Genomic DNA, 22,258 nt, shown 5'->3' with positions numbered 1-22,258 from the left:
GGGGCGGGGATTAGCGTGGATCTGCCGGTGGTGGGTGATGGATAAAGCGGTTTTCCGCTGGCGGTAAGCCCAGCTTTTCCCGCAGCGTACCCGGCGGATAGCTCGTTCTCATGACGCCGTTGCGTTGGAGAATCGGCACGACCAGCTCGACAAAACGGTCAAAATCACCCGGTAGTAACGGGAACATCAGATTAAACCCATCGGCAGCACCGGCGCGCCAGGTCTCGGTCAGCGCGCTGGCGACCTCTTCCGCACTGCCAATCAACAGCCAGCTATCGGAACTTTGCAGCAGTAAACGACCCAGTTGCAGGATAGTCAGCGACGGATCGTAATGGCGGATCAGCCGCAGCGCGGTACGGATCCCGTCGAAGGTCTCTTCGTCCGGCAGCGGCGGCAGCGGTTGGTCGACCGCATAGTCTGAGAGATCCATTCGCAGGTATGAAGAGAGCAGATCGATAGCCATCCGATCGCTCATCAGACGGTTATTAAGCTGCTGCCGCTGCGTTTTTTCCGCCTCAGAATTCACCACTACCGGCAGCACGCCAGCGATGATCTTAAAATGCGCCGGGTCACGTCCCTTGGCCCGCAGCCGTTGATTCATCTGCTCGCGATAGCTCAGCCCCTCCTCAATGGACTGAATAAACACGAAGTGCATATCTGACCACGTTGCCGCCAGATCTTTCCCTGCTTCTGAGGAGCCTGCCTGCACCAACACCGGATGGCCCTGCGGCGGACGCGGCAGGTTCAGCGGCCCGCGAACGGTAAAATGCTCACCGCGATGATCGAGGTGATGCACTTTCTGTTTATCGGCAAACAGGCCGCTTGCTTTGTCGTACAGCACCGCATCCTGTTCCCATGAGTCCCAAAGCCGGGTGACGACATCAATAAATTCACCGGCTCGGCGATAGCGGTTGCCGTGCTGTGGCAGCTGGTCGAGGCCGAAGTTGGCGGCTTCTTCCTCCAGCCACGAGGTCACGACGTTCCAGCTCGCCCGGCCATTGCTCAGAAAATCGAGTGACGCAAAATAACGAGCAAGGTTATAGGGTTCGTTATAGGAGGTGGACGCCGTGCCCATCAGGCCAATGTGTTCGGTGACGGCCGCCAGCGCACTGAGCAAGGTGATGGGCTCCAGGCGCGCGTTAGCGTAGTGGGTCAGGCCGCTGGGCACCTTGTCCCAGATAGCAATATGGTCTGCAACAAAAATGGCATCTAAAGTGGCCGCTTCGGCTTTTTTAGCCAGCCCGACATAGTAGTCCAGGCTGAAAATCTCGGTTGTCGGAGCCTGCGGGTGGCGCCAGGAGAAGCGGTAATCGCCCTGGGGATTAAAGAAGAACAGGTTTAAAATCATATGTTCTGTAGACATCGTCATGCTCTTTTGCTGATAGCCACTCCCTGGCCGTGATGATTAGTGGCCTGGCAGATTGGCATTAACCCACTGTTCGGCAACGGTTGCCGGGTCTTTATGCTGCAGATCAACCTGTTGGTTCAGCGCGATCAGCGCCGCATTATCAAGCCGGGAGGAGACCTGATTAAGGACGCTACTGACGTTGGCGGAAAGGCTGGCTTTGCGCACCAGCGGCACGACGTTCTGGCTGGGTTGCTCATGCTTATCGTCGGCTAACACCACCCAATCTTCTTTCGCCAGGTTACCCTGGGTAGAGATCACCGTGGCCACGTCGATCTTGCCGGAGTTCAGCGCCAGACGGGTTAATGGTCCCCCCATATCAAGTGACTTCACCGCTTTAAACTCAAGGCCGTAGACGCGTTTGAGGCCCGGAAGCCCGAGGGCGCGCACCGCCAGCTCTGGCGGTCCTCCGATAGTCAACTGATGGGCAATCGGCTGCAGATCGGACAAGGTCGTCAGGTTGTATTTCTTCGCCGTTTCAGCGCGCACCGCCCAGGCGGTAATCGATGTGGCCGGAGAGGGGGTGAGCAGCGTGAATTCGCCAGGCAGTACCTTCGCCAGTTCGGCGCTGACATCGCTCTGGCTGGTGGCCAGGGTTTTCCCGTCATAATAGTTGAGCAGCGCGCCCAGATATTCCGGCACGATATCGATCTCGCCGCTCTTTAATGCCGGCAGGATGATTTCGCGGTTGCCGAGATTCAGTCGCGTTTTTACCTCAATATTATTTTTCCTCAGCGCACTGGCATAAATATTCGCGAGGATAGAACTCTCGGTAAAATTAGCGCCGCCGATCGTTACGCTTTCTGCCAGCGTACTGAAACTAAGACTGAGTAATCCCGCGGTAAGAATCGATAAGCGCCACCGACGGGTATTAACAGGAAACCCTAATATATGCTTCATAATGCCTCTTTATATGCAGATGATTGGTGAAGTCAGGGCCTATTCTATTAGGCTCTTAATGCTCGGCTACGAGCGTGGTACGGCGATATTTTCGGTTGAAACAGGAAAAACATAATTCACTGCCGATAGCCAGCAGCGAGACCACCAGCGACCCGGCAATAACCTGCGGGAAATCGCGTTGCCCAAGGCCGTCGATCAGGAAACGCCCCAGGCCGCCAAGGCCGGCGTAGGCGGCGACCACGGCGGTAGCGATAAGCTGGACCAGCGCGGTACGTATCCCGGCGATAATCAGCGGGGCAGCCAGCGGGATGCGCAGCTGCCACAGGCTTTGCCATGGCGTCATTCCCAACGCGGTGGCGGCATCGCAGAGCGGGCGGTCGGCATGATAAATACCGACCCAGGCATTGGTCAGGATCGGCGGGATCGACATCGCCACCAGCGCCGCAAAAACCGGAATGTCGTTAAAGCCAAAGACAATAATGCATAATAAAATGAGTCCTAATGACGGAATGGCGCGGCCAATATTAAACAGATTAATAATAATAAACGCACCTTTGCGCCAATAACCCAGCGCAATACCCAGCGGCAGGGCAATTACCGATGACAACACGATGCTAATGAGGACATAATAAATATGTTCGCGCAGTCGCATTAATATTCCCGTATCGCCAAGCCAGTGCTCAGGTTGTAAAAGCCAGCGAACCGTCGCAAGTAATATATCCATTAGCGTGTCCAGGGCGTGAGCCAATAGCCGACATGGGCTATCAGGGAGTCCAGTAAAAATGACAGCATGAGGCTTAATACCACGCTGGCAATAATGGGCGTAAGAAAATCCTGATTAAATCCAGCCAGCAGCAGTTGCCCCAGCCCGCCCTGGCCAATCAGGGCGGTCACGGTCACCAGCCCGACCAGCGTCACGGAGGCAATCCGCAACCCGGCAAACAGCGAGGGCACCAGCAGGTGCAGCTCAATATCAATAAACCGATATCCGCGGGTGTACCCAAGCGCGCGCGCCGACTCCAGCACGGCGACGGGCAGCTTTTCTATGCCGGCGATGACGTTACGTAACAGGATCAACAGCGAGTAAACCGTTAAACCAATGACCGACGTCGTGAGCGACAGGCCGGTAAAAGGTAATAAGAGAATAAATAACGCCAGCGACGGGATGGTAAAGATAACCCCGCAAAGATAAATCAACGGTTGAGTGGTCACCGGCCAGCGTAGCGTGAGCACGATGAACGCGCCCGTCAACACGGTGCCAAAAAACAGCGAGATGGTGACCAACTGCGTATGCTGCCATAGCAGCTCGCCAATCAGGATTTTGTTGGCATAAATCCACGACCAGTCAATCATAGCGGCGAATTTCCACGTCGCCGTCCAGCACATTGCGCAGCAGGATATGAGAGACGCTGCCCTGGTACTGCCCGTTGCTATCGACATGGACCAGCACGCCGCCGGGCGCATCCAGCAGGGCGCTATAGGCAAAGCGCAAAGAGTTCAGGGCCGAAAGCGGCTGGGCTATCGGCAACGTAATACGCTTTTCTGGATCAAACCAGTGCAGGGGGCGCTGCTGTTGATCCAGCACCAGCCGCAGCGGGCTGGCGACCGTTGGATGTGCGCTGGCGATCGGTGATAAACCTTCATCCAGCAGCGGGACATCGTGTCGCGGCAACTGACCGACCTGGAGCATCCCAAGGCGCTTAAGATTCGGTTCGGGACCAATAAAACGCTGCACAAACTCGCTGGCCGGGTGCGCCAGAATCTGCTCTGGCGTATCGCACTGCGCCAGCACGCCTCCTTCCTGGAAAATAGCGATTTTATCGCCTAGCCGGATGGCTTCATTAATGTCATGCGTTACCAGCACAATGGTCTTATGCAGGCGCTGCTGTAGCAGTAACAGTTCATCCTGCAAGCGTTCGCGTACCACCGGGTCAATGGCGGCAAAGGGTTCGTCCATCAACAGAATCGACGGGTCGGCGGCGAGCGCCCGCGCGATGGCCACGCGTCCTTGTTGCCCGCCAGAGAGTTGGTGCGGATAGCGGGTTAACAGATGACGGTCCAGCGACATTAAGTCCACCAGTTCATCGATGCGTGCGCGAATGCGTGATTTGTGCCAGCCAAGTAAGCGCGGCACCGTGGCGATATTTTGTGCCGCCGTCCGGTGGGGAAACAGTGCGGCGCTTTGCATCACAAAGCCAATGTTGCGGCGGACCTGAATAATATCAGCCAGCGCGATGTTCACCCCCTGCACATAAACGTTGCCGGCATCCGGTTTATCGAGCTGATTGATCATGCGCAATATGGTCGTTTTGCCACAGCCGCTGGGGCCGACGAAAGTACAGAGTTCACCGCTGTTAATGACCAGGTTAAGGCCGCGTATTGCCGCATGCGCGCTGCCGGGGTAGGTCTTTTGAATGTTTTCTAATCTGATCATCTGGTGTTGTAACACTCTGAATTTATAGAGAAGTAATGGCTTTCATCGCGGAGTTGACACCTTACAAACTACCGACAGGTTTCAGGGAGGGCAAATACGTTATTCGCATTTGCATAGTTGGAATCTGGACAATTCCTGAACCGAAGGAATGCGGTTTGATCTGGCATAAAGCAATGGTGATATTTGCATCGGCCGCCATAGGTGAATGGCCGTACGGCGGCCATTTTTCTGTCCGTCAGCGAGGTTGGCCGAATATCGATTTTCTAATTTGTGATAAGCAGCACAAATGGCTGTCAGTGGTTTATTTGATCGTATGAAAAATTGCATTTGATTTTAATCAAAAAATAACATGCTGCATTATGGCCATAATGCAGCGATAAACGTGTTAAATAAATGCTGGTTTATTGTGTCTTATATATTGCGTGATAATGAATGAAATAGTTTTTTAGCCACAACATGGGGCGAAAAGTGTGACCTCTTACGGTTTTTAAACCCTGTTTGCTGTTATTTGTCATAATATTTTATTAATTACATTAACAGTTTAATGACGATGCCGGCGAATAATTATACGGCTAATGGTTAAATATCAGTCTTAATACCCACAAAAATAGATCAAAAATTAACCTTTGTTATCCCCATAAAATATTTTTATCCCCGCATATATTCTTGATAAAAGTCATGTCTGAAGCGGCTTTTTAATATCTAATTATTTGATTTGAATGGTTTTATTTTTACTCGCGGTGGGCTGCTAAATACACGAGGGGGGTGTTTGTGAGTGGTCTCACATAACCACCTGATCGCCATTTGGTACACTTCACCCCGTCGAGAAAATAATGGAAGCAGGTTGCTATGAATACGATTACTCTGCCAAAAACACAGCATCTGGTGGTATTCCAGGAAGTCATCAGAAGTGGCTCCATCGGCTCAGCAGCAAAAGAATTAGGCTTAACGCAACCTGCCGTCAGTAAGATAATTAATGATATCGAAGCCTATTTCGGAACCGAATTAGTGGTGCGTAAAAATACCGGCGTCACCTTGACCAATACCGGACAAGTGCTGCTGTCGTGGTCCGAATCGATCACCCGTGAAATGAAAAATATGGTCAATGAGATGCACAGCATGACCTGCAACACGGTAGTTGATGTCTCTTTCGGTTTTCCGTCGCTGATTGGCTTCACCTTTATGTCTGACATGATCCACAAATTCAAAAAGGTGTTCCCTAAAGCTCAGGTCTCGATGTACGAAGCGCAGCTCTCCTCGTTTCTCCCGGCGATCCGCGACGGCCGTCTCGACTTCGCCATCGGCACGCTGAGCGACGAGATGAAACTTCACGATCTTCACGTGGAACCACTGTTTGAATCCGAGTTTGTGCTGGTGGCCAACAAGTCCCGAACATGCAGCGGCACCACCACGCTGGCATCGTTGCAGAACGAACAGTGGGTGTTGCCGCAAACCAATATGGGTTACTACAGTGAACTCCTTACCACCCTCCAGCGCAGCGGCATCAACAGTGAAAACATCGTTAAAACCGACTCGGTCGTCACCATTTATAATCTTGTTCTCAATGCTGATTTCCTGACGGTCATTCCCTGCGATATGACCACACCGTTTGGCTCCAGTCAGTTTATTACCATCCCGATTAGCGAAGCCTTACCGGTTGCCCGTTACGCGGCAATCTGGTCGAAGAATTATCGTATTAAAAATGCCGCCTCGGTGCTGGTGGAATTAGCGAAAGAGTATTCGGCATTTAATGGCTGTAGGAAGAGACAATTAATAACTGTTGATTAAATAAATTTTCTTTTCTGATTATTAATATTCAGATCATCGACTGATATTCAGTCGGTGGTTACGGCGAACTTTACGGTTAAATATTCGATCCTTAATGGCGGAGGGGCTTTCTACGCCGCAAATACGGATTGAACGTCATCTTTATTATTTTATACCAAGGTTAAGAGGCTCTAATGCACATTACATACGATCTCCCGGTTGCCATTGAAGATATCCTCGAAGCGAAAAAAAGACTGGCGGGTAAAATTTATAAAACAGGCATGCCGCGCTCTAATTATTTTAGCGAACGTTGCAAAGGTGAAATATTCCTCAAATTTGAAAATATGCAGCGTACCGGCTCGTTTAAGATCCGCGGTGCATTTAACAAACTGAGTTCGCTCAGCGAAGCGGAAAAACGTAAGGGCGTCGTGGCTTGCTCTGCCGGCAACCATGCGCAGGGCGTCTCGCTCTCCTGCGCCATGCTGGGCATTGATGGCAAAGTGGTGATGCCAAAAGGGGCGCCGAAATCAAAGGTTGCCGCCACCTGTGATTACTCGGCAGAAGTGATTCTCCACGGCGACAACTTCAATGACACCATCGCCAAAGTGAGTGAAATTGTCGAAATGGAAGGGCGCATTTTTATTCCGCCTTATGACGACCCGAAAGTGATTGCCGGGCAGGGCACTATCGGTCTGGAAATAATGGAAGACCTGTATGACGTCGATAACGTCATTGTGCCCATCGGCGGCGGTGGTTTGATTGCCGGCATTGCGGTGGCGATTAAATCCATTAACCCGACCATTCGTATTATTGGCGTGCAGTCTGAAAACGTCCACGGGATGGCCGCCTCTTATTATGCTGGCGCAATTACGTCGCATCGAAATACCGGCACATTAGCCGATGGCTGCGATGTTTCTCGCCCCGGCAACCTGACCTACGAAATCGTCCGCGAGCTGGTCGACGATATTGTGCTGGTCAGTGAAGATGAAATTCGCAACAGCATGATTGCCTTAATTCAGCGCAATAAAGTGATTACTGAAGGCGCCGGCGCCCTGGCCTGCGCAGCATTATTGAGCGGGAAGTTAGATAGCTATATCCAGAACCGTAAAACGGTCAGCATTATTTCTGGTGGCAATATCGACCTTTCACGTGTTTCGCAAATTACTGGTTTATACCCTAAATAATTCGAGTTGCTTGTAGGCGGCAAGGCCGTAAATCCCCAGGAGCTTACTCAGGTAAGTGACTGGGGTGAACGGGTGCAGCCAACACCCAAGCAACTTGAAGGATAACGGGTTTAGTTGACGCTTAATCTTATGTGAGGACAGGATATGAGTACTACAGATAGCATTATATCCAGCGAGACAAGAGAATCATCGTGGCGTAAATCGGACACCACGTGGACCCTGGGCCTGTTCGGGACCGCCATCGGCGCCGGGGTGCTCTTCTTCCCCATCCGCGCCGGCTTTGGCGGCCTGATCCCCATCTTACTGATGCTGGTCTTAGCCTACCCGATTGCCTTCTATTGCCACCGGGCGCTGGCTCGCCTGTGTCTGTCCGGTTCGAACCCGTCCGGTAACATCACCGAGACGGTAGAAGAGCATTTTGGTAAGACCGGTGGGGTGGTGATCACGCTGCTGTACTTCTTTGCAATCTGCCCGTTGTTATGGATTTATGGCGTCACCATTACCAACACCTTTATGACCTTCTGGGAAAACCAGCTGCAGATGCCGGCGCTTAATCGTGGCCTTGTGGCGTTGTTCCTGCTGCTGCTGATGGCCTTTGTCATCTGGTTCGGCAAGGACCTGATGGTCAAAGTGATGAGCTTCCTGGTGTTCCCGTTTATCGCCAGCCTGGTGCTGATTTCGCTGTCGCTGATCCCTTACTGGAACTCTGCGGTTATCGATCAGGTCAATCTCAGCGATATCGCCCTGACTGGTCACGATGGCATCCTGGTGACCGTATGGCTGGGGATTTCCATTATGGTCTTCTCCTTTAACTTCTCGCCGATTGTCTCCTCGTTCGTGGTCTCCAAACGCGAAGAGTATGAAAAGGAGTTTGGCCGCGACTACACCGAGCGTAAGTGTTCAAAAATCATCTCTCGCGCCAGTATGCTGATGGTTGCCGTGGTGATGTTCTTTGCCTTCAGCTGCCTGTTTACGTTGTCGCCGGAAAACATGGCGGACGCGAAAGCGCAGAACATCCCGGTGCTCTCTTACCTGGCAAACCACTTTGCCTCCATGACCGGTAGTAAATCGTCATTTGCCACGGTACTCGAGTACGGGGCGTCGATTATCGCGCTGGTGGCCATTTTCAAATCCTTCTTCGGCCACTATCTCGGCACCCTGGAAGGGCTGAACGGCCTGGTACTGAAGTTCGGTTATAAGGGCGACAAAACCAAGGTCTCCACAAGCAAACTGAATACCATCAGCATGGTCTTCATTATGGGCTCCACCTGGGTGGTGGCTTATGCGAACCCCAATATCCTCGACCTGATTGAAGCGATGGGCGCGCCGATTATTGCCTCGCTGCTGTGCCTGTTACCGATGTATGCCATCCGTAAAGCACCATCACTGGCGAAATACCGTGGCCGCCTCGATAACGTCTTCGTCACCGTCGTGGGTCTGCTGACCATTCTGAATATCGTCTACAAACTGTTTTAATTAAGCTCAGGATGAGCGGAGTCAATACATGAATGAATTCCCGGTAGTACTGGTCATTAACTGCGGATCGTCTTCAATTAAATTTTCAGTCCTTGATGCAATGAGCTGTGATGTTTTAATGGCCGGTATTGCCGATGGGATTAATTCTGAGAATGCATTTTTAGCCATTAATGACGGCGCGCCAGTTAAACTGGCGCAGCATAGCTACGAAGGCGCATTAAAGGCCATCGCCTTTGAACTGGAAAAACGTGAATTAATCGACAGCGTGGCGTTAATTGGTCACCGTATTGCGCACGGCGGAAATATCTTTACGGAATCCGTTATTATTACCGATGAGGTTATCGATAATATCCGCCGGGTATCGCCATTAGCCCCGCTGCATAATTACGCCAATCTCAGCGGTATTACGTCGGCCCGGCACCTGTTCCCCGGCGTCAGACAGGTGGCCGTGTTTGATACCAGCTTCCACCAGACCCTGGCGCCGGAAGCTTATCTGTACGGGCTGCCGTGGAAATATTACGAGGAACTCGGCGTGCGCCGCTATGGGTTCCACGGGACCTCCCATCGCTATGTTGCCCAGCGGGCGCACGACCTGCTGGCACTGGATGAAGACGATTCCGGGCTGGTAATCGCCCATCTGGGTAACGGCGCCTCGGTTTGCGCGGTGCGCAACGGGCAAAGTGTCGATACTTCCATGGGGATGACGCCGCTGGAAGGGCTGATGATGGGCACCCGCAGCGGAGATGTCGACTTCGGCGCGCTGGCGTGGATCGCCAGCGAAACCCAGCAGACCCTGAGCGACCTTGAGCGGGTGGTCAATAAAGAGTCCGGACTGTTAGGGATCTCCGGTCTCTCATCAGACCTGCGGGTACTGGAGAAAGCCTGGCACGCGGGGCATGAACGCGCCCGACTGGCGATCAAAACCTTTGTCCATCGCATCGCCCGCCATATTGCCGGACATGCGGCTTCGCTCCAGCGCCTGGACGCGATTATTTTCACCGGCGGTATCGGTGAAAACTCATTATTAATTCGCCGGCTGGTGATCGACCATTTAGCCGTACTGGGGGTGACCCTGGATGTGGAAATGAATAATTTACCGAATTCCCATGGTGAAAGAATTATTTCCACGCCGAATACCAGAGTCAGCTGCGCCGTTATTCCCACCAATGAAGAGAAAATGATTGCCCTCGATGCCATTCATTTAGGGGCAATGCACGCGCAAGTGGAATTTGCTTAATTAATTTTTGTTCTGTAGAGAGATGATTTTTCATGAAGGTAAATATCGATACCAGCGACAGGCTGTATGCCGACGCGTGGCAAGGTTTTCACGGTACGGACTGGAAAGAAGAAATTAATGTCCGCGATTTTATTCAGCACAACTATACGCCATATGAAGGAGATGAATCTTTTCTGAGCGAAGCCACGCCGGCGACCACCGCGCTGTGGGGCAAAGTGATGACGGGGATTCATATTGAAAACGCGACCCATGCGCCAGTCGATTTCGATAGCAATATCGCGACCTCGATTACCGCACATGATGCCGGCTACATTGACCCGGCGCTGGAAAAAATTGTCGGGCTACAGACCGATAAACCGCTTAAACGCGCGCTGCACCCGTTCGGCGGCATCAACATGATCAAAAGCTCGTTTGAGGCTTATGGTCGTGAAATGGATCCGCACTTTGAGTACCTGTTTACCGACCTGCGTAAAACGCACAATCAGGGGGTATTTGATGCTTACTCGCCGGATATGCTGCGCTGCCGTAAATCCGGGGTGCTGACCGGTCTGCCGGACGGCTATGGCCGCGGGCGGATTATTGGCGACTACCGCCGTGTGGCGCTGTACGGTATTCGTTACCTGGTGCGCGAACGTGAACTGCAGTTTGCCGACCTGCAATCCAACCTGGAGTACGGACAGAATCTGGAAGCGACGATTCGCCTGCGCGAAGAGCTGGCGGAACACCGCCGCGCGCTGTTGCAGATGCAGGAGATGGCGGCGAAATATGGCTGCGATATCTCCCGCCCGGCGTCCACGGCCCAGGAAGCGGTGCAGTGGGTCTATTTTGCCTACCTGGCGGCGGTGAAATCACAAAATGGCGGCGCCATGTCGCTGGGGCGTACCGCCACCTTCCTCGATATCTATATTGAACGCGACCTTAACCGCGGCCACCTGACCGAGCAGCAGGCCCAGGAGCTGATCGACCACTTCATTATGAAGATCCGCATGGTGCGCTTCTTGCGCACGCCGGAGTTCGACACCCTGTTTTCCGGCGACCCGATCTGGGCCACCGAAGTCATCGGCGGCATGGGGCTTGACGGGCGGACTCTGGTCACCAAAAACGCCTATCGCTACCTGCATACCCTGCACACCATGGGGCCGGCGCCGGAGCCAAACCTCACGGTGCTGTGGTCCGAAGCGTTGCCGATTGCCTTCAAAAAGTATGCGGCTCAGGTCTCGATCGTCACCTCATCCCTGCAGTATGAGAACGACGATTTGATGCGCGCCGATTTTAACAGCGACGATTACGCCATTGCCTGCTGCGTCAGCCCGATGATTATCGGCAAACAGATGCAGTTCTTCGGCGCCCGCGCCAACCTGGCCAAAACGCTGCTGTACGCAATCAATGGCGGCGTGGATGAGAAACTCAAGATTCAGGTGGGGCCTAAAACCGCGCCGCTGCTGGATGAGGTGCTCGATTACGACACGGTGATGGAGAGCCTCGACCACTTTATGGACTGGCTGGCGGTGCAGTACATCAGCGCGCTGAACATCATCCACTACATGCATGACAAGTACAGCTATGAAGCCTCGTTGATGGCGCTGCACGACCGCGACGTCTACCGCACCATGGCCTGTGGCATGGCCGGTCTGTCGGTGGCGGCGGATTCGCTGTCGGCCATTAAGTACGCGAAGGTGAAACCGGTCCGCGACCATAACGGCCTGGCGGTCGATTTTGTCATCGAAGGCGACTACCCGCAGTATGGCAATAATGACCAGCGGGTCGACAGCATCGCCTGCGATCTGGTCGAGCGCTTTATGAAGAAAATCAAAGTGCTGCCAACCTATCGCAATGCCGTGCCGACCCAGTCGATCCTGACCATCACCTCCAACGTGGTGTACGGCCAGAAGACCGGTAATACCCCGGATGGTCGACGCGGCGGAACGCCGTTTGCTCCAGGGGCGAACCCGATGCACGGGCGCGACCGCAAAGGCGCGGTGGCGTCATTAACCTCGGTGGCTAAGCTGCCGTTCACCTACGCCAAAGACGGCATCTCCTACACCTTCTCCATCGTGCCGGCGGCGTTGGGCAAAGAGGAGACGGTGCGTAAAACCAACCTCGTGGGGCTGCTGGACGGCTACTTCCACCATGAGGCTCACGTCGAAGGCGGGCAGCATCTCAACGTCAACGTGATGAACCGGGAGATGCTGCTGGATGCCATCGAACATCCGGAAAACTACCCGAACCTGACCATTCGCGTTTCTGGTTACGCGGTGCGTTTCAACGCGCTGACCCGTGAACAGCAGCAGGATGTCATCTCCCGTACCTTTACCCAGGCGCTATAACGCCGGAGGAATCATGAGAAAGATAATCGCAACCCAGGATGCGCCGGGGGCCATCGGGCCGTATGTTCAGGGCGTTGATCTCGGCACGCAGGTGCTGACATCGGGGCAGATCCCGGTCTGCCCGCAGACCGGCGCCATTGCCGACAACGTGGCCGATCAGGCGCGTCAGAGCCTGGAGAACGTGAAAGCCATAGTTACGGCGGCAGGGTTAACGGTCGGCAGTATCGTCAAGACCACGGTTTTTATTACCGACCTTAACGATTTCGCCACCATCAACCAGGTCTATCAGCAGTTCTTTGACGAGCATCAGGCGATCTATCCGGCGCGCAGCTGCGTTCAGGTGGCTCGCCTGCCGAAGGACGTGAAGCTGGAAATCGAAGCTATCGCGATCCGCGACCTCTGAGGCAACGGCGGCGGGGCGGGAACTTCCCGTGCCGCCGCACCGGAGCGCGACCCGCGCTCTTCTCTGAACGGCAATCCGAGGCGGTAAATATGATTAGCGCATTCGATATTTTCAAACCGGGAATCGGTCCTTCCAGCTCGCATACCGTGGGGCCGATGAATGCCGGGAAACGTTTTATCGACCAGCTGGTTACCCAGGGCGAACTGGTGCACATCACCCGTATTGTGGTCGATCTGTATGGCTCGTTGTCGTCGACCGGCAAGGGCCATGCGACCGACGTCGCTATTCTTCTGGGACTGGCGGGCAACAGCCCGCAACATGTCGACATCGACGCGATTCCGGCATTTATTCAACAGGTCACGCAGCACGGGCGTCTGCCGCTCGCCATGGGCGCGCAGACCGTTGATTTTCAGATGGCCGACGATATGGTGTTCCACTCCCACACCCTGGCGTATCACGAAAATGGCATGCGCATTACCGCGTGGAGTCACTCCGGCCCGTGGGCCAGCCAGACCTATTACTCGGTCGGGGGCGGGTTTATCGTTGCCGAAGGGGAGACCGGGGAGAGCCGCGATGACGTCATCCAGGTGCCGTTTGAGTTCCGCTCTGCCAGTGAACTGCTGCATCTGTGCCAGCACAACGGGCTGTCGGTCTCCGGACTGATGATGCAAAACGAGCTGGCCTTACGCAGCAAGGCGGAGATCGATGCCGGATTGCAGCACATCCACGCGGTGATGTGGGACGGTATTGAACGCGGCATGAATACCGAAGGCGTGCTGCCCGGACCATTGAATGTCCCGCGTCGTGCCGCGGCGTTGCGGCGGCGGCTGGTCTCCAGCGACAGCCTCTCCAGCGATCCGATGAACGTCATCGACTGGATCAACATGTTCGCCCTGGCGGTTAGCGAAGAGAACGCCGCCGGTGGCCGGGTGGTCACCGCGCCGACCAACGGTGCCTGCGGGATTATTCCGGCGGTGCTGGCTTACTACGATAAATTCCGCCGTCCGGTCAACGCCAGCTCGCTGGCGCGCTATCTGCTGGCGGCGGGGGCCATTGGCGCGCTGTATAAAATGAATGCCTCGATTTCCGGGGCCGAAGTGGGGTGTCAGGGGGAAATTGGCGTGGCCTGTTCGATGGCGGCCGCTGGCCTGACCGAGCTGCTGGGCGGCAGTCCGGCGCAGGTCTGCAATGCCGCGGAAATTGCCATGGAGCATAACCTCGGCCTGACCTGCGACCCGGTTGCCGGGCAGGTGCAGATCCCCTGTATTGAGCGTAATGCTATCAATGCGGTAAAAGCCGTCAATGCCGCGCGGATGGCGCTGCGCCGCACCTCCGAGCCGCATGTCTCGTTAGATAAGGTGATCGAAACCATGTACGAGACCGGCAAGGATATGAATGATAAGTACCGGGAGACATCCCGCGGCGGGCTGGCGATAAAAGTGCTCTGCGTTTAAGCGTCTTTGATGGGGGCGGTTCCCACAGAAACCGCCCCCTTAAGGGCGATGCCGACAGGCTCAGGCCTGGCGGCTTATGTCGATGATGCAAGGCGGCTCTGCTGCACCGCCGCTTTCATCGGGATCAGGGCGATGACCAGCGCGCCGAGCACGAGGAACCCGGCGACCATAAAGATCCCGGCGTTGAAGTTCCCGGTGACGTCTTTCAGCCAGCCCATTAACAGCGGCCCCAGCGCCGCGCCGGTCATCCCGGTGGCGTTGATCACCGCAATCCCCAGCGCCCGCGCGCGCAACGAAATCGCCTGGTCAGGAGTGGTCCAGAAAATCACCATGGCGGCAAAGGCGCCGCTGGAGGCCATCACAATCCCGGTGAATTGCAACAGCGGGTTGCTGCTGGAGGCGGTTAACATCCAGCCGGCCGCCGCGAACAGATAGGGCAGCAGGGTGTGCAGTTTTCGCTCCTTCAGGCGGTCAGATCGTTTACTCCACCAGATCATCCCGACGATGGTACAAACCTGCGGGATCGCGCTCAGAAGACCGATGGTGACGTTGCTGCTCTGCTCGTTGAAGCTGCGCAGGATCAGCGGCGTCCAGACGCTAAGGGCGCTTAAGGTGTTAGTCAGACAGAAATAGGCCAGCGTATAGAGCAGGATGATTGGCGTAAACAGCTCCCGCAGCATGCTGCGCTGGGACAGCGGCGGGCTGGCTTCGCTGAGCCGCGACGCCTGCAGCGCTGCACGATCCGCTTCCAGCATCTCATTGAGACAGGCCTTATCATCGGCGGTCAGCCATTTGGCTTTATCCGGACTGTCGTCCAGCCAGAACCAGACCACCAGCCCCAGCAGCACCGACGGGAAGCCTTCCAGCAGGAAGAGCCACTGCCAGCCTTTCAGGTTCAGCACGCCATCCAGATTGAGGATATACCCCGAAGCCAGTGAGCCAAGCGCCATGGTGACGGGCATGGCGATCATAAACAGCGCGTTGGCGCGGGCGCGATATTGCGCCGGGAACCAGAAGGTTAAATAGAGCAGCAGGCCGGGTAAAAAGCCGGCTTCGGCGATACCCACCAGCATTCTCAGCACATACAGACTGTTCGGGCCGGTGGCAAACATGGTGGCGGTGGAGGCAATCCCCCAGATAACCATCAGGATGGCAATCCAGCGGCGCGCGCCGACGATGCTGAGCATGATGTTGCTGGGAATACCGCAAATCACGTACATCACGTAAAACAGGGTGGTCGCCAGGCCAAACATGGTGCTGGTGAGGCCGAGGTCTTTGCCCATGGTCAGGCCGGCAAAGCCGATGTTGATACGGTCGAGGTAGGAGAAAACGAACAGAATAAAGAGAAACACGATTAAGCGACGAAAGAGTTTATTGATCACCGATTGCTGACGGGCATCCAGTGGTCGATCCGCAGGGGCAGGTGGGACCAGACTCTCGGAGCGAGTCTGTTCCATTGACGGGCTATTGTTCATCAAAAGCTCCACATTATGATTATTTATATTGGCCAACAGGTCGGCTAAACGTATAGGAAACAGAGCGGGTAAACGTCAATTTAATGTTCAATAAATGATACGAAAATGTTATTTACTCGACATTTAAGAATCACAATGAGATCCCGATCGCGTGTCCAGCGATCGATAGTTTGCCGGAGGGAATGCCACAAAATGTCGACGTTATCGTCCGAGTGGAACCAGAGTCAGGCAGATGTTCTCAGGAGGGTAGCGTCATGCGGAAATTACGCTTTATGCTGCGGGTGGACAGCAGGTGCAGGAGGCAGAAAGTGATGCACTTCAATGTGGTTAAATAAAGCCCGATTTTTACTTGAATATTCACGTAAATGTTCCATCATTTAACGTCGTCGTCCTGCTGTTGGTCGTCGCGACCGATCGCCGATTTTAATATGATTCACTTTTACTGCTAATTAATAATATCGCGAAGCTTATTTGCACGGCTTGCTGCTGCGTCAGGCCAGAGACAGGTCAGAACGGGCTGTCGTGGGTGGCGTGAAACGGTTCGCCGCTGACCGGGTGAACGAAGTGCAGCGCGCTGGCATGGAGCATCAGGCGCGACGCCTGCTGGCTGCCGGGCCAGCTCAATCCCCCGTACAGATCGCAGCCTAAGATCGGATGCCCCAGTTGCTGGCAGTGGATCCGCAGCTGGTGGGTGCGGCCGGTTTCCGGGAACAGTTGGACCCGGGTCAGCGGCAGCAAGGTGCCGTCGGTATTCGTGTGGTGCAGGCGTTCCACCACCTGATAGCGGGAACGCGCGGGCTTGCCGTTGATGGCGCAGATTGTCATGCGCGGGAACAGCGCCGGGTCTTTGGCGATGGGGGCATCAATCACCCCTTCGTCGTCGGCAAGATGGCCGCACAGCAAGGCGCTGTAAACCTTCTGCACCGTGCGCTGGCTGAACTGCTGGCACAGTGCGGCATTGATGGCCTTATTCTTCGCTACCACCAGCAATCCGGAAGTACCAAAATCAAGACGATGCACCAGCGTGCAGCCGGGAAATTCCTGCGCCAGACGATAGTGTACGGAATCGAGATTCTGCGGGTTTTTGCCTGACAGACTGAGCAGGCCGCTGGGCTTGTCGATCAGCAGCAGATGGTGGTCCTGATAGAGGATGGCAATCTGCTCGTGGCAGGGTGGCGCAATAAAGTTATCGACGATGGCGGACATGAGCGGGCGCTTAAAAAGGGTGGGGGCGGATAATAGCGAATTTTCCGCCCGCTGGCGACTGTGCCGGTCGTTGTGTCGGCGGCGGGCCCCGTCCGCGGCCGCCGCCGGTATCGGCTACTGTTCGCGCTGGGCGATATACTGCGCCAGCTCAACGAGGCGGTTAGAGAAGCCCCATTCGTTGTCATACCACGCGAGGATTTTCACCATATTGCCGCCAATCACCAGGGTCGACAGGCCATCGATAATCGACGAGCGCGGGTCGCCCTGATAATCGCTGGAGACCAGCGGTTCATCGCTGTAGCCGAGGATCCCCTGTAGCGGGCCAGATGCTGCCGCCTGACGGAAGGCGTTATTGACCTCTTCCGCGGTGACGTTGCGCTCAAGCGTGACGGTCAGGTCGACGATCGAGACCACCGGCACCGGCACGCGCAGTGAATAGCCGGTCAGGCGTCCGTCGAGTTCCGGGATAACTTTGCCCAGCGCTTTCGCCGCGCCGCTGGAGTAGGGCACGATGGAGAGCGCCGCCGCCCGCGCACCGCGCAGATCTTTTTCCGGCTGATCGTGCAGCGCCTGGCTGTTGGTGTAGGCATGAGTGGTATTCATCAGCCCGTGTTGAATACCAAACTGCTGATGCAGCACCTGGGCGGCCGGGGCCAGACCGTTGGTGGTGCAGCTACCGTTGCTCACGACCGCGTGCTGCTGCGGATCGTACAGCTGATGGTTAACGCCCATCACGATGGTTAAATCATCATTCTTGCCGGGGGCGGAAATGATCACCCGTTTGGCGCCGCCGCTGTGAATGTGGACGGCGGCCTGTTCGCGTTCGGTGAAGAAACCGGTGGCCTCGATGACAATCTCTACCCCGGCGTCACGCCACGGGATCCGCGCCGGGTCGCGCTCGCTATAGACGATGACCGGTTGACCATCGACCTGCAGCTGACCGTCAGCCGCCTCTACGCTGACCGGCAGGGTGCCCAGCAGCGAGTCATATTTCAGCAGATGGGCCAGGGTTTTGCTGTCCGTCAGATCGTTGATCGCCACAATCTGAATCTCTGGATGACGTAATGCTGCACGCAGGACGTTGCGTCCGATTCTGCCGAAACCGTTGATGCCGACCTTAACCATAATTCGCTCCTGTGCGCCTACCTGGTAGGCTGTCTTAATTGCTGTCTCTGGCGTTACTGTAGGCGGCGATGGTTTTGGCGTAAATGACAAATAAGGATCACTTTACGCCATTTTGCGGCAGTGGAAGCGCTGGCGGTATTCACCCGGCGTCAGGTGGAGCTGTTTTTCGAACAGGCGGCGCAGATTAATGGTGCTGCCAAACCCGGTGTCTTCGGCAATATTATCCAGGGTGTCGTTGGTCTGCTCCAGCCGCTGCCGGGCGGCGGCAAGGCGCGCCTCGGCCACGTAGCGCGCCGGCGAAGCCCCGGTTTCCCGGGTAAACACACGGGTGAAATTGCGCGGACTCATGGCGACTTTTTCTGCCAGGTTTTCGACGCACAGGTCGGCGGTGAGGTTGGCGAGGATCCACGTCAGCAGGTCGCCGATGGGGCCAGGGGTGTTGATTCTGGCGAGGTTATAGCGACTAAACTGCAGCTGACCTCCGGGACGACGCAGGTACATCACCATATCCTGGGCGACATCGCGGGCGAGGCTAAAACCATAATCCTCTTCCACCAGCGCCAGCGTCAGGTCAAAGCCGGAACTGACGCCGCCGGAGGTCCAGATGGGCCCGTCCTGGACATACAGCGGCCCGCCTTCGACGCGGATCTCAGGATAGGCGGCCTGCATCGATTCCAGCAATTTCCAGTGGGTGGTGGCGCGCCTGCCGTTCAGCAGCCCGCTCTGCGCCAGCAGTAGTGCGCCGCCGCAGATGGAGGCGATGCGGCGAGCGTGAGGGGCGGCCAGACGCAGCCAGTCGACGACCGCAATCCCTTCCTGTTCGCTCTGTCCTTTCCCGGTAATGATGATGGTATCGAGCGGCTGCCGTGGATCGAGCTCGTGCAGGCGATGGTCGGCCAGCAGGTTGAGGCCGGACTGGCCGTGAATCACCTGATGCGGTTGGGTGGTGGCGACGGCGATGCGATAGCACGGCGACTCGACGCCGTCCGGGTGCAGCCGGTTAGCCTGCATCAAAATGTCGGCAATGCCGGCGGACTCAAACAGCATGCCGCCATCGGGGACGATTATCAGTATGTTTTTCATGTCCTGAAAAGTAACGCTTTGGCAAAATAAGTCAACAGGCGGGACGCATTGAGCGTGGTGGCGCGCTTTAGTCCGCACGACATCCCGAAGCAGCGACAGGTTGAACATCCCCGTCGCAATATTGCACCCGCGGGCCAAGGATAACGTCCCCGTATTTATTTTAATATTCATATGAAATGGGGACTGTTTTTATATTTATGTAAAGGCCTCGGATAAATGTTAATTAATGCGAGAAAATAGAACATCAGGTTAACATATTAATTATTATTCATTTTTTGTTTGTGAGCGATTTCATTATTTTAAAAGCGTAAATAAGGTATGGTCTGGCTGCATTTGACCTGACCTGGCGGATATCATGAATAATAAATACAAACTACACGAATTTCTTGATGTTGACCGGTTGCAAACGCTGCAGGACAATTTTAGTCAATCCATGATGATTGCCCTTGTGGTGGTCGATCAGGACGGTATTCCGGTCACTCGCGCGAGCGGTTTCTCTGATTTTTGCGCCCGATCAAGAATGAATACCAGCCTGGCCCGCCACTGCTACGATAGCGATAGCGCCGGTGGGCAGGCGGCGATGCTGGCCGGGGAGCCGGTGGTTTACCGTTGCTACTGCGGTTTCGTCGAGTTTGCCGTGCCCATCATGATTAATAACCATTATCTTGGCGCGTTTATCTCCGGGCAGGTGAAGGTCGAGGCGGAGAAAGAGCAAACCATTCCCTACATCCTCAACAATAACCACCTGTGGCAGGAAAACCCGTGGCTTTTGGATCTGCATGAAAATACGCCGCGTATGCCTTACGAGCGTTTTGAATCAACGGCCTATACGCTGCTGCATGTTGCTTCGTATCTGGTTGAGCAGGCGCACGCCAACAATATCCAGCGTGAATTACGCCAAAAAGATCAGGAACTCACCAGCGAGTTACGCAAGCGCGTGGAGATCGAACGCTCGCTGCATGAAGCCGAGTTTAAGGCGCTTTCCTACCAGATTAACCCCCATTTTTTGTTTAACGTGCTGAATACCATCGGCCGGCTGGCGTTTCTTGAAGATGCCAGCCGTACCGAAACCATGGTGCACGACTTTTCTGACATGATGCGCTATTTGCTGCGTAAGAATCACAACGGCCTGATTACGCTTGGTCGGGAAATGAATTATGTCAGTTGCTACATGTCAATTCAGAAAGTCAGAATGAATGAGCGCTTTGACTATGTTTGCGATATCCCGGAAAAATATAATGAGACGGTGTGTCCATTTTTAATTCTGCAACCGCTGGTCGAAAACTTTTTTAATTATGTTGTCGAACCGCGTGAAACCACCAGCCACATTATTTTGCGCGCCACCGACGATGGTCACGATGTGATTATTGACGTCACCGACAACGGTGACGGTATTTCACCAGAGGACATTGCGCATATCCTCTCTGGCAATCAGAACCGACAGAAAGGCGGCATCGGCATTAATAATATCAACAACCGCCTGCAACTGTTATTCGGTGAAAACTATGGTTTACAAATCACCAGCCCCCATAAGCCGATGCTCGGTACCACGGTGAGACTGCGGTTCCCGATGGCGCCGACCGAGCCTGGAGTGTGAGTATGTATAATATTGTTATTGTTGAAGATGAGCGCATTGAGTCAGAGTCGCTCAAGCGAATCGTCTCTCGCTGTGTGGAAAATTCGGTCATTCATGAAGCATCGACCGGTAATAAAGCCATTAAACTGATCGATGAGCTCAATCAGATCGATATGATGCTGGTGGATATCAATATCCCGTTACCCAACGGCAACCAGGTGATTGAGTACCTCAAGCAGAAAAATAGCCAGACCAAAGTGATTGTGACGACGGCAAACGATGACTTCGACATTGTGCGTCATATGCTGAGCCTGAAGGTGGACGATTATCTGTTAAAGCCGGTCAAGCAGAGCATTCTCAGCGATACGATTCGCAAAACCTTGCTGGTGGATGAGCAGGGGGCAGTGGCGACGCGGGAGCAGCGGCAGACGATAAGCGATCTGATAAGCGGCTGCGATTATCCCGGCTGGCACTGCTTTTTATTCGCGGCGCTGGATACGGCCTGTAGCGAATCCCCGACGGATAACGAGGGGGCCAACGCGCTGATTGACGTGCTGGTATTGCTCCAGCAACACCTTGCCGGTCTGGGCGACAAATATACCCCGTGCCGGCAAAAAATCAGCGTGCTGATGCAGGGCATTCACCAGCACGGGCTGTCCGCCTGCCGCTACTGGCAGACCATGGGGGGACTGTTAAGCCTCAGCCACGACCTGTTCGAACTGTTGTTTAAAAGCGCCAGCGGCAGCATGGACTTTGTCGCCAGAGCGCGCTTTCATATCGAGAAAAACCTGCTGAATAACATGACCCTGGATGATATCGCCGCAGAGTCCTTCGTCAGCCCGTGTTACCTGAGTCGGGCATTTAAGAAGAGCACCGGTAGCGGGTTCTCAAGCTATATCACCAGCCGCAAAATCAATCTCGCCAAATCCCTGCTGCAGTTCAGTGATTTAAAAGTCAACACTATTGCGCTGGAACTCTCCTGGCAGGATGCGAACTATTTTTGCCGGATCTTCAAAAAAGAGACCGGCATCGCGCCATCAGATTATCGTCGCAACGCCGCGCCCGAAGCGTGCTGATACGCACCCGGCCTTTCTTGCGCTGACCGTGGCGTAAGCGCAAGAAAGTCCGCCATTCCGGCAAGATTGTTTACTCGTTGGCGCCCCCCGCGCCGCTAAGATGGGACACGATTCTTTTTACAGTGGCCCT

19 protein-coding genes are annotated in these 22,258 nt (G+C 54.8%); 10 read left to right on the top strand and 9 right to left on the bottom strand.

Annotation, left to right across the window (positions count from 1 at the left end; genetic code table 11):
- Nucleotides 1-10 precede the first annotated feature (10 nt).
- Genes EDF82_RS06945 through EDF82_RS06925 form a run of 5 tightly spaced genes read right to left on the bottom strand, consistent with a single transcriptional unit; the run spans nucleotide 11 to nucleotide 4,739 of the window.
- Nucleotides 11-1,363, bottom strand: a complete 1,353-nt coding sequence (locus EDF82_RS06945; RefSeq protein ID WP_123755499.1) for an LLM class flavin-dependent oxidoreductase — start codon at nucleotides 1,361-1,363, stop codon at nucleotides 11-13.
- A 42-nt stretch (nucleotides 1,364-1,405) separates the two neighbouring features.
- The gene (locus tag EDF82_RS06940; protein WP_123754822.1) at nucleotides 1,406-2,305 is read right to left on the bottom strand and encodes an ABC transporter substrate-binding protein; all 900 of its coding nucleotides are present in this window, start codon (nucleotides 2,303-2,305) and stop codon (nucleotides 1,406-1,408) included.
- 55 nt (nucleotides 2,306-2,360) lie between these two features.
- Nucleotides 2,361-3,029 carry an ABC transporter permease gene (locus EDF82_RS06935; RefSeq protein WP_123754821.1) on the bottom strand — a complete coding sequence of 223 codons (669 nt, stop codon included), beginning with the start codon at nucleotides 3,027-3,029 and terminating at the stop codon, nucleotides 2,361-2,363.
- On the bottom strand, nucleotides 3,029-3,658 hold the full coding sequence (locus EDF82_RS06930) for an ABC transporter permease (RefSeq protein ID WP_123754820.1): 630 nt from the start codon (nucleotides 3,656-3,658) through the stop codon (nucleotides 3,029-3,031). The genes EDF82_RS06935 and EDF82_RS06930 overlap by 1 nt, the downstream gene beginning before the upstream one ends.
- Nucleotides 3,651-4,739, bottom strand: coding sequence for an ABC transporter ATP-binding protein (locus EDF82_RS06925; RefSeq protein WP_123754819.1), 1,089 nt, complete (start codon nucleotides 4,737-4,739; stop codon nucleotides 3,651-3,653). The genes EDF82_RS06930 and EDF82_RS06925 overlap by 8 nt, the downstream gene beginning before the upstream one ends.
- A 35-nt stretch (nucleotides 4,740-4,774) precedes the next feature.
- Between EDF82_RS06925 and EDF82_RS06920 the strand changes: the two genes are divergently transcribed.
- The 8 genes from EDF82_RS06920 (at nucleotide 4,775) to tdcG (ending at nucleotide 14,587) form a co-directional block, all read left to right on the top strand.
- Nucleotides 4,775-5,056, top strand: coding sequence for a hypothetical protein (locus tag EDF82_RS06920; RefSeq protein WP_123754818.1), 282 nt, complete (start codon nucleotides 4,775-4,777; stop codon nucleotides 5,054-5,056).
- A 532-nt stretch (nucleotides 5,057-5,588) separates the two neighbouring features.
- On the top strand, nucleotides 5,589-6,527 hold the full coding sequence (gene tdcA / locus EDF82_RS06915) for a transcriptional regulator TdcA (RefSeq protein ID WP_123754817.1): 939 nt from the start codon (nucleotides 5,589-5,591) through the stop codon (nucleotides 6,525-6,527).
- Nucleotides 6,528-6,700: 173 nt separating this feature from the next.
- Entirely contained in the window at nucleotides 6,701-7,690 is a 990-nt protein-coding gene (gene tdcB, locus EDF82_RS06910) for a bifunctional threonine ammonia-lyase/L-serine ammonia-lyase TdcB (RefSeq protein WP_123754816.1), read from the top strand.
- A 144-nt stretch (nucleotides 7,691-7,834) separates the two neighbouring features.
- Complete coding sequence (tdcC, locus tag EDF82_RS06905; RefSeq protein ID WP_123754815.1) at nucleotides 7,835-9,166, top strand: threonine/serine transporter TdcC; 1,332 nt, start codon at nucleotides 7,835-7,837, stop codon at nucleotides 9,164-9,166.
- Between the two features lie 28 nt (nucleotides 9,167-9,194).
- Nucleotides 9,195-10,403, top strand: coding sequence for a propionate kinase (tdcD, locus tag EDF82_RS06900; RefSeq protein WP_123754814.1), 1,209 nt, complete (start codon nucleotides 9,195-9,197; stop codon nucleotides 10,401-10,403).
- 32 nt (nucleotides 10,404-10,435) lie between these two features.
- On the top strand, nucleotides 10,436-12,730 hold the full coding sequence (gene pflB / locus EDF82_RS06895; protein ID WP_123754813.1) for a formate C-acetyltransferase: 2,295 nt from the start codon (nucleotides 10,436-10,438) through the stop codon (nucleotides 12,728-12,730).
- Nucleotides 12,731-12,743: 13 nt separating this feature from the next.
- The gene (locus EDF82_RS06890; protein ID WP_123754812.1) at nucleotides 12,744-13,133 is read left to right on the top strand and encodes an enamine/imine deaminase; all 390 of its coding nucleotides are present in this window, start codon (nucleotides 12,744-12,746) and stop codon (nucleotides 13,131-13,133) included.
- An 89-nt stretch (nucleotides 13,134-13,222) separates the two neighbouring features.
- On the top strand, nucleotides 13,223-14,587 hold the full coding sequence (tdcG, locus tag EDF82_RS06885) for an L-serine ammonia-lyase (protein ID WP_123754811.1): 1,365 nt from the start codon (nucleotides 13,223-13,225) through the stop codon (nucleotides 14,585-14,587).
- A 74-nt stretch (nucleotides 14,588-14,661) separates the two neighbouring features.
- Here tdcG and hpaX read toward each other — a convergent pair whose 3' ends face one another.
- From hpaX to EDF82_RS06865, 4 genes are all read right to left on the bottom strand, one after another.
- Nucleotides 14,662-16,044, bottom strand: a complete 1,383-nt coding sequence (gene hpaX, locus EDF82_RS06880; RefSeq protein ID WP_123755498.1) for a 4-hydroxyphenylacetate permease — start codon at nucleotides 16,042-16,044, stop codon at nucleotides 14,662-14,664.
- A gap of 525 nt (nucleotides 16,045-16,569) precedes the next feature.
- Complete coding sequence (locus EDF82_RS06875) at nucleotides 16,570-17,268, bottom strand: RluA family pseudouridine synthase (protein WP_123754810.1); 699 nt, start codon at nucleotides 17,266-17,268, stop codon at nucleotides 16,570-16,572.
- A 114-nt stretch (nucleotides 17,269-17,382) separates the two neighbouring features.
- Nucleotides 17,383-18,393 (bottom strand): type I glyceraldehyde-3-phosphate dehydrogenase, encoded by a 1,011-nt coding sequence (gap, locus tag EDF82_RS06870; RefSeq protein ID WP_123754809.1) that lies wholly within the window; start codon nucleotides 18,391-18,393, stop codon nucleotides 17,383-17,385.
- 102 nt (nucleotides 18,394-18,495) lie between these two features.
- The gene (locus tag EDF82_RS06865; RefSeq protein WP_123754808.1) at nucleotides 18,496-19,476 is read right to left on the bottom strand and encodes a GlxA family transcriptional regulator; all 981 of its coding nucleotides are present in this window, start codon (nucleotides 19,474-19,476) and stop codon (nucleotides 18,496-18,498) included.
- A gap of 355 nt (nucleotides 19,477-19,831) precedes the next feature.
- On the opposite strand from EDF82_RS06865, the gene EDF82_RS06860 reads away from it, so the two are divergent.
- Together EDF82_RS06860 and EDF82_RS06855 are read left to right on the top strand one after the other, a co-directional pair.
- Nucleotides 19,832-21,073, top strand: coding sequence for a PocR ligand-binding domain-containing protein (locus EDF82_RS06860; protein WP_123754807.1), 1,242 nt, complete (start codon nucleotides 19,832-19,834; stop codon nucleotides 21,071-21,073).
- A 2-nt stretch (nucleotides 21,074-21,075) separates the two neighbouring features.
- Nucleotides 21,076-22,128: a response regulator gene (locus EDF82_RS06855; RefSeq protein ID WP_123754806.1), complete on the top strand. Its 1,053-nt coding sequence runs from the start codon at nucleotides 21,076-21,078 to the stop codon at nucleotides 22,126-22,128.
- Nucleotides 22,129-22,258: the final 130 nt, after the last annotated feature.

Origin of the sequence: Klebsiella sp. BIGb0399, assembly GCF_003752615.1 — a bacterium.
Classification (GTDB): Bacteria; Pseudomonadota; Gammaproteobacteria; order Enterobacterales; family Enterobacteriaceae; genus Klebsiella; species Klebsiella lignicola.
Note: the sequence above shows the minus strand (reverse complement) of the source record. Positions and strands in the feature narration are given on the sequence as shown.